Genomic DNA, 12,486 nt, shown 5'->3' with positions numbered 1-12,486 from the left:
GAGCGACCATGGCGGATGTGAAGCCCGGAATTTCGGGCGGGCGGTTGGCCCATTCCGATTACGCACTCAATTTCGCGGACATTCACCCCCCGCTCGACGCGCATGAGGCGCTCGTCGAGTCGGACCGCTGCTATTTTTGCCATGACGCGCCCTGCCAGGTGGCCTGCCCCACGTCGATCGACATCCCCATGTTCATCCGCCAGATCCAGACGGGACACGCCAAGAGTGCCGCCAGGACGATCTTCGACCAGAATATCCTGGGCGGCATGTGCGCGCGTGTGTGCCCCACCGAAACACTGTGTGAGGAAGCCTGCGTGCGCGAGGAGGCGGAGGGAAAGCCGGTCAAGATCGGCCTGCTCCAGCGCTATGCCACCGACACACTGATGGCCGAGGGCGGCCATCCCTATAGCCGTGCCAAGCCCACCGGCAAGAAGGTGGCGGTCGTCGGCGCGGGCCCCGCGGGGCTCGCTTGCGCCCATCGCCTCGCGATGCACGGCCATGAAGTCACGGTTTTCGAAGCGCGGGAGAAATCCGGCGGCCTCAATGAATATGGCATCGCTGCCTACAAGAGCACGGATGATTTCGCGCGGAAGGAAGTGGACTTCATTCTCGGCATCGGCGGCATCACAGTCCAGCATGGCAAGGCGCTGGGCAAGGGCTTGAGCCTCGACGATCTGAAAAAGGACCATGACGCGGTATTCCTCGGCATCGGCCTGCAGGGCGTGAATGCGCTCGGGGCCGCCAATGACGATGTGGCCGGCGTGGAAGACGCCGTCGATTACATCGCGGAGCTGCGCCAGGCCACCGATCTCTCCAAGTTGCCGGTAGGGCGCCGCGTGGTCGTCATCGGCGGCGGCATGACGGCCATCGACGTGGCCGTGCAGTCGAAGCTGCTGGGTGCGGAGGACGTGACCATCGTCTATCGCCGCGGCCCCGCGCAGATGAAGGCCAGCGCCTATGAACAGGAAGTGGCGCAGACGCGCGGTGTGCGGATCAAGCACTGGGCGATGCCGAAAGCCGTGATCGTCAAGGACGGCAAGGCGGCCGGCCTCGCCTGCGAATACACAGCCGAGGTCAACGGCAGGCTCACGGGCACGGGCGAAATCTTCGACCTTGCCGCCGACATGATCTTCCGCGCCATCGGCCAGAGCCACATCGACGTTACGGGGGCCGCGCTGGCGCTCGAGGGCGGGCGCATCAAGGTCGATGACGAGAGGCGCACGAGTGTGCCGGGCATCTGGGCCGGCGGCGATTGCGTGGCGGGCGGACTGGACCTGACGGTTGCCTCCGTCGACGACGGCCGCCGTGCCGCTGAATCGATCAACCTCTTCCTCAAGGCGTAACGGAAAAAGCCATGGCTGACCTTCGCTCGAATTTCATCGGCATCAAGTCTCCCAACCCGTTCTGGCTGGCCTCGGCGCCGCCGACCGACAAGGAATACAATGTGGTGCGCGCCTTCAAGGCGGGCTGGGGGGGAGTGGTCTGGAAGACTCTGGGCGAGGAAGGCCCGCCCATCGTCAACGTCTCGGGCCCGCGCTATGGCGCGATCCATGGGGCAGACCGCAGGCTCCTGGGCCTCAACAACATCGAGCTCATCACCGACCGGCCGCTGGAGGTGAACCTCCAGGAAATCAAGAAGGTGAAGCGCGAGTGGCCGGACCGCGCCATGATCGTCTCCATCATGGTTCCGTGTACGGAGGAAAGCTGGAAGGCCATCCTGCCCAAGGTCGAGGAGACGGGCTGCGACGGCATCGAGCTCAACTTCGGCTGCCCGCATGGCATGAGCGAGCGCGGCATGGGGTCCGCCGTGGGCCAGGTGCCGGAATACATCGAAATGGTCACCCGCTGGTGCAAACAGTATTCGCGCATGCCGGTGATCGTGAAGCTCACCCCCAACATCACGGACATCCGTTATCCGGCGCGCGCCGCCAGGAAGGGGGGCGCGGACGCCGTCTCCCTCATCAATACCATCTCCTCCATCGTATCGGTCGACCTCGACAATTTCGCGCCCATGCCGACGATCGACGGCAAGGGCAGCCATGGCGGCTATTGCGGACCCGCGGTGAAGCCGATCGCGCTCAACATGGTGGCGGAGATCGCGCGCGATGCCGAAACGCGCGGGCTTCCCATCTCCGCCATCGGTGGTGTGACCACCTGGCGCGATGCGGCGGAGTTCATCGCCATGTCGGCGGGCACGGTTCAGGTGTGCACCGCGGCCATGACCTATGGCTTCCGCATCGTGGAAGAGATGAAGACCGGCCTTGCCCGCTGGATGGACGAGAAGGGATATGCCACGGTCGAGGACTTCCGCGGCAGGGCCGTTCCCAATGTCACGGACTGGCAGTACCTCAACCTGAACTATGTGACCAAAGCCCATATCGACCAGGACCTCTGCATCAAGTGCGGCCGCTGTTACGCCGCCTGCGAGGACACCTCGCACCAGGCCATCTTCAAGGAAAAGGACGGCAAACGGCACTTCGAGGTGAATGACGCCGAATGCGTGGCCTGCAATCTGTGCGTGGAAGTCTGCCCGGTGGACAACTGCATCACCATGGTGCGGCAGACCGAAGGGGTTGACCCGCGCACCGGCCGCAAGATCAACCCGGATTATGCCAACTGGACGACCCATCCGAACAATCCCACGGCGCTGAAGGCCGCGGAATAGCCGGCAGAGACTTGAACGCGGGGCGCGGTTCACGGGAATACCGGAAATCGAGGCCCGCTGGTCCACAGCATGATCCAGCATATGATCTGGCGCATGCTTGCCGATCAGGTGTTTCCATCTGATCGGAACATGCGCTTGCCGCCGACCCTGAGTCAGGCTAACCTCAATTTATGCACGGGACTCCCATCGGCACGCTACCCGACGTGATGCAGCGGTGTGACCACTGCGAGGTCAGGCATCAGGCTGTGTGCGGCGTGATGGATGACGTGCAGGTGAAGAAGCTGGCGCAGATCGCGCACCGTAAGAAATTGCGCGCGGGTCAGACCATCATCTCGGACGAGGAGTCGGCCGACTTTTTCGCCAATGTGATTTCCGGCGCCGTGAAGCTGACCAAGACCCTGCACGACGGCCGCCAGCAGATCGTGGGCCTGCTGTTCGCGCCCGATTTCCTCGGCCGCGCCTATTCCAAGAACAATCCGTATACGGCGGAAGCGGCCACCGACGTCGAGATCTGCACCTTCCCTCATGCCGCCTTCGAGCGCCTCGTCGGCGAATATCCCGGCTTGCAGCAGCGCCTGTTCCAGCACACGCTCGACGAACTCGACGCGGCGCGCGACTGGATGCTTCTTCTCGGCCGCAAGACAGCGGAGGAGAAAGTGGCAAGCTTCCTCCACATGCTTGCCCGCCGCAGCCTGCTGACCGGCTGCCTGCGCAAGGCCAATCCCGGTGCGGCGGCCTTCGAGCTTCCGCTCACCCGCTCCGACATGGCGGATTACCTTGGCCTCACCATCGAAACGGTGAGCCGCCAGCTGACCCGCCTCAAGACGTCCAACGTCGTGCGCCTCAGCACCAACCGCCTCATCATGGTTCCGGACCTCGACCGTCTTGCGCAGGCTGCCGGACTGGACCATCACCGGCATTGATCCGCGTCAAGGACCGGGGGCAGGCTCCTCCGCATAATCCACATGTAAACCGGAGGATGAAGCGATGAGCTACAAGACGATCCTGGTCTCCCTCAATGAAGTGGGCCGCCTCTCCCAACTGGTCGCTGCCGCCGTGGCCCTGGCGCGTGAGACGGGTGCCCATGTCTCGGGCCTTTATGTGGTTCCCGCCGTGCAGGTCTATCCATCGGTGGGCTTCGAGGCCGCGCCCCAGGTGTTCGAAGGCAACCGCAGCTATTTCAAGGACAATGCCGGGCGCGTGAAGCAGGTTTTCGAGGCGGCAATGCAGCGCGAGGGGGTGCCGCATGATTTCCATCTGGTCGATGCCCGCACGCCCGTGATCTCCGACGAGGTTGTGGCCTCGGGCCGCGTGGCCGACCTCGTTATCCTCTCCGCCTCCGATCCGGACGAGGTCACCGGCGTCGAGCGCGATTTCGTCGAGCAGACGGTGATGGCACTGGGCCGGCCGGCGATCGTGCTGCCTTACAAGGGCAAGGCGGATATCTCTTTCAATGACGTCGTCGTCGGCTGGGATGGCGGGCGGGAAGCGGCGCGCGCCGCCTTTGACGCGTTGCCGCTGTTGAAGAAGGCGGCCAGGGTGCGCGTGGTGCGCATCGACCCGCAGAAGGACCCGAGCCTGCGCGGCAGCGCCGCCGGTGTCGACCTCGCCGAGGCCCTGGCCCGCCACGGCGTGAAGGCGGAGGCGCAGGGCTACCCGACCGACGGCCTGGACGAGGGCCAGGCCTTGATGCGCTGCGCCGAGGATGCGGGCGCGGGCCTCATCGTGATGGGCGCCTATGGCCACAGCCGCCTCGCCGAGTTCATCTTCGGCGGCGCCACGCGCTTCGTGCTGGACCGCCTGGTCTGCCCCGTACTGATGTCTCACTGAGGAGAGAATGGAATGCTGACCAAGATCCGTCTCGAACTGGCCCGCGACCACGGTCATCCCGAGGGCTCCCATGCCATCGGCTATGAGTTCGCGGCGCCGCTGGACGGCAACGGCAAGATCGACCCCGCCGAATGGCGCAAGCGCCGCGAGAATTGCCGCGTGGTGCGCTTCCGCCCGGGCGAGGCGGACGACATCGGCCACCTGATCCGCAAGGGCGGCGGCAGCTGGGCCTTCCATTATGACATCGCCTCCGACGAGGAAGACGATGAGGCCGGCTACCGCTTCGGCGACCACGCCTTCAAGCTGGGCGAATATGTCTCCATCCGCGAGGAGGAGGATTTGCGCACGTTCCGCGTGGTGAGGGTTGAACCCGTCCCATAGGCACTTGCTTCGGTCAGCCCGAGCGGCTACCCATCGCCCCGATTTTTCATAATCGGGGCGTTTTGCCATGGCGGGCTACAATCTGTTTCTGCTTCCGGGCGACGGCATCGGCCCGGAGGTGATGAAGGAAGTCGAGGCGATCATCGCCTGGTTCAATGCGCAGGGTATCGCCAAATTCGAAGTTGACCGCGGTCTTGTCGGCGGCTCCGCCTATGACGCCCATGGCCAGGCCATCTCCGAAGCCGATATGGCCAAGGCCATGGCCTCCGACGCCGTGCTGTTCGGCGCCGTCGGCGGCCCGAAGTGGGACAAGGTTCCATACGAGGCGCGCCCCGAGGCGGGCCTTCTCCGCCTGCGCAAGGAGCTTGGCCTCTTCGCCAACCTGCGCCCGGCGATCTGCTATCCGGCCCTGGCCGACGCCTCTTCCCTCAAGCGCGAGGTGGTCGAGGGCCTGGACATCCTGATCGTCCGTGAACTGACGGGCGGCGTCTATTTCGGCGAGCCCAAGACCATCACCGACCTCGGCAACGGCCAGAAGCGCGGCATCGACACGCAGGTCTACGAGACTTACGAGATCGAGCGCATCGCCCGCGCCGCCTTCGATCTTGCCAGGACGCGGCGCAACAAGGTGTCCTCCGCCGAGAAGCGCAACGTGATGAAGACGGGTGTGCTGTGGAACGAGACCGTCACCCGCATCCATGCCGCGGAATATCCTTCCGTGCAGCTTGAACACGTGCTGGCTGACAATTGCGCCATGCAGCTCGTGCGCTGGCCGAAGCAGTACGATGTGATCGTCACCGACAATCTCTTCGGCGACGTGCTGTCCGACGTGGCGGCGATGCTCACGGGCTCGCTCGGCATGCTGCCGTCCGCCTCGCTCGGCGCTCCCGATGCGGGGACGGGGCGGCGGAAGTCGCTCTACGAGCCGGTGCACGGCTCGGCCCCCGACATCGCGGGCACGGGGTCTGCCAACCCCATCGCCATGATCGCCAGTTTCGGCATGGCGCTGCGCTATTCGCTGGGCCTTGGCGGCTGGGCCGACAAGCTGGACCGGGCCATCGCCGCAGTGCTGGCCCGGGGCATCCGGACAAAGGACATCGCCGGCAATCAGCCCGCCAATGCGACGACCGCCCAAATGGGTGCTGCCATTCTGGACGAGCTGAAGAAGCTGGCCTGAGGTTTCCTTCTCTCGCCCTCGCCCGCTTCAGCGGGCGAGTGGCTGTTTTGAGTGTCGAGTTGCTTTTGCGGGGCAGTGCCCGGATTCACTCGCAGTTTTTCCGAAGCATGTTCCGATCGGTTGGACTCGCCTCATCGGAACATGCGCTACAGCCGCGGATAGTCCGTGTAGCCCTTGGGACCCGGCGTATAGAAGGTGTTGAAGTCGATGTCGTTGAGCGCCGCTCCCGACGTCCACCGCGCCACGAGATCGGGGTTCGCGAGGAAGGGACGGCCCACGGCGATGAGGTCGCAAGCCTTGTCTTCGAGGTCCTTTTCGGCGCGCGCGGCGTCATAGCCTCCCGACAGGATCATGGCGCCCTCGAAGAGCTTGCGGACGGTCTGCTTGATCGTGGCCGGAACGGGAGGCGCTCCCATGGGCGAATGGTCGACCAGGTGCACATAGACGAGGCCCAGCTGGTTGATCCTCTCCGCCAGATAGGCATAGTCGGCGGCCATCTCCGGATAGTCGGGCATGTCGTTGAAGACGCCATGGGGCGAGAGACGGATGCCGACCTTGCCCGCGCCGATGGCGGCGACCGCGGCTTCCGCGACCTCGATCACGAAGCGCGCCCGGTTCTCGATCGAGCCGCCGTAACGGTCGGTGCGCCGGTTAGAGGTGGGGCGGATGAACTGCTCAAGCAGGTAGCCGTTGGCGGCATGAAGTTCGACGCCGTCACAGCCGGCCTCCACGGCATTGCGCGCGGCACTGGCGAATTCGGCGATGGCGGTCCCGATGTCGGATTCCGACATCGGCTCGGGCGCCGGATGGGGCTTCATGCCTTCGGCATCGGTATAGATCTCGCCCGCCGCGGCAATGGCGGAAGGGCCGAGCACGCGGGTGCCGGCGGGAAGGTTGAGCGGATGGCCGATGCGGCCGGCGTGCATCAGCTGAACGAAGATCTTCGCGCCCTCCGCGTGGACGGCGGTGGCGATCTTGCGCCAGCCGTCGACCTGCTCCGGGCTGAAGATGCCGGGAATGCGCGGATAGCCGAGCCCGTTGGGCGAGGGCGAGGTGCCCTCGGTGACGATGAGGCCCGCCGAGGCGCGCTGGCGGTAATAGTCGGCCATCAGCTCGTTGGGCACATTGCCGGTGGCGCGGTTGCGGGTCATCGGCGCCATGACCAGGTGGTTCTGAAGGGTGAGCGGGCCAAGGGTGGCGGGAGAATAGAGGATGGACATTGAGTTCCTTTCTGATGCGAGTGAGGTTGTCTTCGTCGGGATCGGTTGCAGAGCCGCTTGTCAGGCGGCTCGTGGCGTGAGAACGGCCGGTCTTGCGGAAGGCCTGAAGACGGCCGCTGCGGGGCGGACGATCATGCGCCCTCCATCTCACGCCTGGTGTTGAGGAGGCCGTCGAGGTCAAGGCGCTGGGTGGTCATCGCGATGCCACCCTCCGCGTTGCGCGGCCAATCGGCTTCCGGCTTGTCCCAGTAGAGTTCGACGCCGTTCATGTCAGGGTCATGAAGGTAGAGCGCTTCCGACACGCCATGATCCGCCGCGCCGTCAAGCTGCACATGGTTGGCGGCCAGGCGCTTCAGCGCGCCGGCAAGATCGGCGCGGGTGGGGTAGAGGATGGCGACGTGATAAAGGCCCGTGGTTCCGGGCGGCGGCGGCTGGCCGCCGGCACTCTCCCACGTGTTGAGGCCAATGTGGTGGTGATAGCCGCCGGCGGAAACGAAGGCCGCCTGCTCGCCATACATCTGCTGCAGCTCGAAACCGAGCACGCCGCAATAGAAGTCAAGGGCGCGCTGGAGGTCGGACACCTTGAGGTGAACATGGCCGATGCGCGCGCCGGCCGGGATCGGGGCAGAGGTGGGGACAGCGGACATGGGTGCTTCCTTTTCTGTAACTCTGGACGTTACGGATATAGGTAAGCCCCGGTCCCGGCGCAACCCCCAGCTTTCGACACCCCCAGCTTTCGTCCAGCAAAACCGTGGATGAGTTCCGGGCGTGCTTGAAAACCGGGTCCCCCTTGCCCCAAAACGGAACCCTCGCCGACAGGACAGGAGAGACGCCATGGCCGAAACCGAGCACCCCCGGACACTCGTCGTGGTCGATCACCCGCTCGTGCTCCACAAGCTCTCGCTGATGCGCGACAAGAACACGCCGTCTGCCGTGTTCCGCCAGCTGTTGCGGGAGATCAGCCTTCTTCTGGCCTATGAGGTCACGCGCGACCTGCCGATGACCACCCAGAAAATCGAGACGCCCGTGGCCGGGATGGACGCGCCCTTCCTCAAGGGTAAGAAGCTGGTGATCGTCTCCATCCTGCGCGCCGGCAATGGCCTTCTCGAAGGCATGCTGGACCTGCTGCCCTCGGCGCGCATCGGCCATATCGGGCTTTACCGGGACCCGGTCACGCTGAAGCCCGTCGAATACTACTTCAAGGTTCCCTCCGACATCGGCGAGCGCCCGGTGATTGTGGTGGACCCGATGCTGGCCACCGGCAATTCCACCGCCTATGCCATCGCCAGGCTGAAGGAGGCGGGAGCGAAGGACGTGCGCCTCGTCTGCCTGCTGGCAGCGCCCGAGGGTGTGAAGCGGGTGAGCGAGGAGCACCCGGACGTGCCAATCTATACCGCCGCCGTGGACAGCCACCTCAACGACCACGGCTATATCGTGCCGGGACTGGGCGACGCGGGCGACCGCATGTTTGGCACCAAGTAATCCGTTTACCATGGCCCCCGACAGCGCCGCCGCCTCACCAATTGAAAACCATTGGCCGGGTAGCGTTCCGGGCTGTGGGATGAGGTCAGTGGGAATTATGGCAGAGCCGGCGGTTGTTTTGGCGGGCCCGGAGAAAAAGTCGCTGAAGCTTGAGGCGCGGCACGGCGGACGTCCGCGCCTCCTGCTGGCCGAGGATTCCGACGCCGTGCGCATCGTCACCGCCGCCATGCTGAAGGCCATGGGCTGTGACGTGGAAGCCGTGATCCACGGCGAGGAGGCGGTGAGGAGCGCTTCCGAGAACGCCTTCGACGTGATCGTGCTCGACATCGAGATGCCGATCATGGACGGCATCACCGCCGCGCGCTCGATCCGCCGGATGGGTGGCCCCGTTGCCGCCACGCCGCTGATGGCGCTGTCGGCCTTTCTCGCCGATTCGGTCCGCACGGGCGAATGGCGCGACACCTTTGACATCGCACTGCCCAAGCCCGCCAACCGCAACGAGCTGCACCAGGCGGTGAAGGCGGCGCTCGCGCGCATCAGGGCCGGAGACTGACGCGCGAAAGGGCGGGGTAAACCCGCCCTTTTCCGGATCTGCCGCCCGAAATCTCAGCCCTGGGCGGGCTTCGTCTCCAGCGACTTCAGCATGTGAAGCACCTCGCGCAGTTCCGGGCTCAGCACGCTTTTGCGCCTGCGGCCCGGGGTTTGCGCCGGTTGCTGGCTCTCTTGATCCTGCATCTTGCCCATCTTGCCTTCCTCGCTTGCGCGCATTCTCGGTCCACGGTCTTAATGTGAGCCTAAAGATACCGCCGAGATCAGCTTCACGCGCCCCGATGGCGCCTGCGGGGCCCGATCCGGGCGGTTTTGCGGCAGCGTTAACAAGGCCTTGGAGCATGATCCGCAAACGTGGAACCAGTTTTGCGATAAGATCATGCTTGAGCCTTCGTTCAGGCGATTCCGCCTGAACGGAACATGCGCCGGGGATTGCAGTCAGGAGCCTCCTGATTTTTATGGCATAGGGAGCGGTCCTGCGCGTAATATCGGCGGACCAAGCAGATGGAGGATCAGCGCTCATGGTGTTGAAGATTTCGTTGGGACTATTCACGGCGGCGGCCCTCGCCATCGGCCTTTCCCCGGTCGCCATGGCCGACGCCAAGGCCGCGATCGAGGCCCGCCAGGCCTGCATGAAGGCCAATGCCGGAATGATGAAGGTGATGATCCCCGTCATCAAGGGCCAGAAGCCCTATGACAAGGCGTCGATCGACGCGGCCATCGCCGAATCGCAGAAGGCCTGCGCCGGCTGGGCAGACTGGTGGGGCGAGGACACCAAGCCCGGCACCCCCGCCGGCAAGGCCGCGAAGACCGAGGCGAAGGCCGAGGTCTGGTCCGATGCCGCGGGCTTCGAAGCCGCGGGCAAGGCCTACATGACGGCCGAGGCCGCCGTGCTGGCCGCCACCGACGAGGCCTCCTTCAAGGCCGCCTTCCCGGCGCTCGGCAAATCCTGCGGCACCTGCCACGAGTCGTTCCGGCAGGCTGACTAGCCACCCGTGCGGCGCGGCGTCAGAAACACCCTGGTCGCCCTGGCACTGCTCGCAGTGCTGGGGCTTTCTGCCTTCTGGCTGCTCAGCATGCCCCGCCCGCTCACCGCAGCGGATGTTCCCCAGCACACGGCGGACATCGCCAATGGCGAGCGCCTCTACCATGCGGCGGGCTGCATCTCCTGCCACCAGCCGGGGCCTGACCTGAAGGACGTGGCGGCCGATGTGCCCGCCGGCGGGGCCCCCCTTCACACGCCCATCGGCACGCTCTACCCGCTGAACCTGACGCCTGACCGCGAAACCGGCATCGGCAAATGGACGGACCTTGAGTTCCTCAATGCCGTGATGCGCGGCATCTCGCCGGAGGGCGGGCACCTGATCCCGGCGCTGCCCTACACGTCCTATGCCCACATGAAGCCGGAGGACGTGCTGGATATCCGCGCCTATCTCGCGTCCTTGCCGCCGGTGACATCGCCGGAGCGCGAGGCCGATATCGCCGCGCTGCCGCTCATCCGCCGCGGCGTGGGCTTGTGGAAGTGGGTGGGGCTCGACACCACGCCCTGGACGCCCGACCCCACGCAGCCGGAAAGCTGGAACCGCGGCTCCTATCTCGTCAACGGTCCCGGCCACTGCCAGGAATGCCACACGCCGCGCGACATCTTCATGGCGCTTGACCGGTCGCGCGCCTTTCAGGGCGGCCCGCACCCGGAAGGCAAGGGCCGCGTGCCCAGCCTGCGCGGCCTCATCGAACGCGGCCGCTACACCGACGCCGCCGACCTCGCCTCGGCGCTGCAATATGGCGGAGCCATGGGCTATGACAAGCTTGCCTCCGGCGGCATGGGCCAGGTCCAGCGCAACATCTCGATGCTGCCCGAAAGCGACATCCAGGCCATTGCTGACTATATAGCGGGTCTGAAGTAGGCTGCCATCATTCCTGCCACAACGCTGTCAGGAGCCCTGGCGCAAAGTCGCCTCCGTCATCTCACCAATGGAGGCAACAGATGCAGAGAACTGACGTCAACCCGTGGTCCTGGTCGCTGAAATACGGTTATAGCCAGGGGCTGATGCTCGAAGGGGCGCGGCGCGAACTGGTGTTTTCCGGGCAGACCGCAGTCGATGCCGATGGCAACCCCCAGCACCCCGGCGACATGCGTGGCCAGCTCGAACTGGCGCTGGCCAACCTCGAGGCGGTGCTGGCTGCTGCGGGCATGGGGCTCGGCAATCTCAAGAAGCTCACGATCTATACGGTGGATGTCGACGCCACCCTTCAGAATTGGGACGTCATCGCCGCAAGATTAGGGGCCTGCGGCGTTGCTCCGCCGATGACGCTGCTCGGTGTTTCGCGGCTGGCTATACCCACGCTGCTGGTGGAGCTCGATGCCTCGGCCGTGGACTGACGCCGCCCGGATCGACTATTCTGCCGCAACCTCCGCCGGGCCTGTCCGGCGGAGGCATTACAGCAGTTGAAACCAATGCGCCGCGCCGAACGACTGTTCAGACTGGTGAATGAGCTGCGAACCCGCCGCGTCACCCGCGCAGAGGACCTTGCAAAGCATTTCGAGGTGAGCGTCCGCACCGTCTATCGCGATATCGCCCATCTGCAGGCCTCGGGCCTGCCCATCGAGGGCGAGGCCGGGGTGGGCTATCTGCTGCGGCCCGGCTTCGACCTGCCCAGCACCACCTTCACCCATGAGCAGGTCGATGCGCTGGCCATCGGGCTTGCCTTCGTGGAGAGCCTCGATGACCCGGCGCTCGCCGCCGCCGCTCAGGAAGTTCGCGCCAAGCTGCAGGCCGGACTGCCGCAACCCGAAACCCGCAAGCTGGCGGATGCGCCCTATTTCGCGTTTCCCCGCACCTCCGGGGGTCCGGCACATGCCAGGCTGATCCGCACCGCCATGCGCGAGCGGCGGATCGTCGAGCTTCTCTATGCCGATGCCGCCGAACGTCTGACGCTCCGGCGCGTGCGCCCGGTGGCGGTGTGGCATCTGGTGTCAGGGTGGATGTTCACGGCCTGGTGCGAATTGCGCCAGGACTTCCGGACCTTCCGCTTCGACCGCATCGCGCGGCTCGACATCACGCCGGAGAAGTTCGACGCCGACCTGGCCAAAAGCCTGCAAGCCTTCCTGGAGAAGGAGCGCTGCGAGCCCGCGATGGCACGTTCCTTCGCACCGCCGCCCGCCCGTCACAACGGATGAT

General features: G+C 65.4%; 15 protein-coding genes. 12 read left to right on the top strand and 3 right to left on the bottom strand.

Annotated elements, in window-relative coordinates; translation table 11 throughout:
• Positions 1 to 8: 8 nt before the first annotated feature.
• The 6 genes from IOC69_RS09095 (at position 9) to leuB (ending at position 6,053) form a co-directional block, all read left to right on the top strand.
• Positions 9 to 1,343, top strand: coding sequence for an NAD(P)-dependent oxidoreductase (locus IOC69_RS09095; RefSeq protein WP_290543229.1), 1,335 nt, complete (start codon positions 9 to 11; stop codon positions 1,341 to 1,343).
• 11 nt (positions 1,344 to 1,354) lie between these two features.
• Positions 1,355 to 2,665, top strand: coding sequence for an NAD-dependent dihydropyrimidine dehydrogenase subunit PreA (gene preA, locus IOC69_RS09090; protein ID WP_290543228.1), 1,311 nt, complete (start codon positions 1,355 to 1,357; stop codon positions 2,663 to 2,665).
• 170 nt (positions 2,666 to 2,835) lie between these two features.
• Positions 2,836 to 3,588 (top strand): Crp/Fnr family transcriptional regulator, encoded by a 753-nt coding sequence (locus IOC69_RS09085; protein ID WP_290543227.1) that lies wholly within the window; start codon positions 2,836 to 2,838, stop codon positions 3,586 to 3,588.
• 64 nt (positions 3,589 to 3,652) lie between these two features.
• Positions 3,653 to 4,495, top strand: a complete 843-nt coding sequence (locus IOC69_RS09080; RefSeq protein WP_290543226.1) for a universal stress protein — start codon at positions 3,653 to 3,655, stop codon at positions 4,493 to 4,495.
• A gap of 12 nt (positions 4,496 to 4,507) precedes the next feature.
• Positions 4,508 to 4,876, top strand: a complete 369-nt coding sequence (locus IOC69_RS09075; protein WP_290543225.1) for a hypothetical protein — start codon at positions 4,508 to 4,510, stop codon at positions 4,874 to 4,876.
• Positions 4,877 to 4,943: 67 nt separating this feature from the next.
• Positions 4,944 to 6,053 carry a 3-isopropylmalate dehydrogenase gene (leuB, locus tag IOC69_RS09070; RefSeq protein ID WP_290543224.1) on the top strand — a complete coding sequence of 370 codons (1,110 nt, stop codon included), beginning with the start codon at positions 4,944 to 4,946 and terminating at the stop codon, positions 6,051 to 6,053.
• A gap of 146 nt (positions 6,054 to 6,199) precedes the next feature.
• Here leuB and IOC69_RS09065 read toward each other — a convergent pair whose 3' ends face one another.
• Both IOC69_RS09065 and IOC69_RS09060 read right to left on the bottom strand, forming a co-directional pair.
• Complete coding sequence (locus tag IOC69_RS09065) at positions 6,200 to 7,273, bottom strand: alkene reductase (RefSeq protein ID WP_290543223.1); 1,074 nt, start codon at positions 7,271 to 7,273, stop codon at positions 6,200 to 6,202.
• Between the two features lie 131 nt (positions 7,274 to 7,404).
• Positions 7,405 to 7,920 carry a VOC family protein gene (locus IOC69_RS09060; RefSeq protein ID WP_290543222.1) on the bottom strand — a complete coding sequence of 172 codons (516 nt, stop codon included), beginning with the start codon at positions 7,918 to 7,920 and terminating at the stop codon, positions 7,405 to 7,407.
• Between the two features lie 187 nt (positions 7,921 to 8,107).
• On the opposite strand from IOC69_RS09060, the gene upp reads away from it, so the two are divergent.
• Positions 8,108 to 8,755, top strand: coding sequence for a uracil phosphoribosyltransferase (upp, locus tag IOC69_RS09055; protein WP_290543221.1), 648 nt, complete (start codon positions 8,108 to 8,110; stop codon positions 8,753 to 8,755).
• Positions 8,756 to 8,852: 97 nt separating this feature from the next.
• Positions 8,853 to 9,308 carry a response regulator gene (locus IOC69_RS09050; RefSeq protein WP_290543220.1) on the top strand — a complete coding sequence of 152 codons (456 nt, stop codon included), beginning with the start codon at positions 8,853 to 8,855 and terminating at the stop codon, positions 9,306 to 9,308.
• Between the two features lie 53 nt (positions 9,309 to 9,361).
• On the opposite strand, the gene IOC69_RS09045 is transcribed toward IOC69_RS09050, so the two are convergent.
• Positions 9,362 to 9,523, bottom strand: coding sequence for a hypothetical protein (locus IOC69_RS09045; RefSeq protein ID WP_290543219.1), 162 nt, complete (start codon positions 9,521 to 9,523; stop codon positions 9,362 to 9,364).
• Positions 9,524 to 9,825: 302 nt separating this feature from the next.
• Between IOC69_RS09045 and IOC69_RS09040 the strand changes: the two genes are divergently transcribed.
• From IOC69_RS09040 to IOC69_RS09025, 4 genes are all read left to right on the top strand, one after another.
• Complete coding sequence (locus IOC69_RS09040; RefSeq protein ID WP_290543218.1) at positions 9,826 to 10,293, top strand: cytochrome c; 468 nt, start codon at positions 9,826 to 9,828, stop codon at positions 10,291 to 10,293.
• Positions 10,294 to 10,380: 87 nt separating this feature from the next.
• Positions 10,381 to 11,211 (top strand): cytochrome c, encoded by an 831-nt coding sequence (locus IOC69_RS09035; RefSeq protein ID WP_290543217.1) that lies wholly within the window; start codon positions 10,381 to 10,383, stop codon positions 11,209 to 11,211.
• A gap of 80 nt (positions 11,212 to 11,291) precedes the next feature.
• Positions 11,292 to 11,687: a RidA family protein gene (locus IOC69_RS09030; RefSeq protein WP_290543216.1), complete on the top strand. Its 396-nt coding sequence runs from the start codon at positions 11,292 to 11,294 to the stop codon at positions 11,685 to 11,687.
• Between the two features lie 75 nt (positions 11,688 to 11,762).
• Entirely contained in the window at positions 11,763 to 12,485 is a 723-nt protein-coding gene (locus IOC69_RS09025) for a YafY family protein (RefSeq protein WP_290543215.1), read from the top strand.
• Position 12,486: the final 1 nt, after the last annotated feature.

The organism is Aestuariivirga sp. (genome assembly GCF_020252405.1).
GTDB lineage: Bacteria > Pseudomonadota > Alphaproteobacteria > Rhizobiales > Aestuariivirgaceae > Aestuariivirga.
Note: the sequence above shows the minus strand (reverse complement) of the source record. Positions and strands in the feature narration are given on the sequence as shown.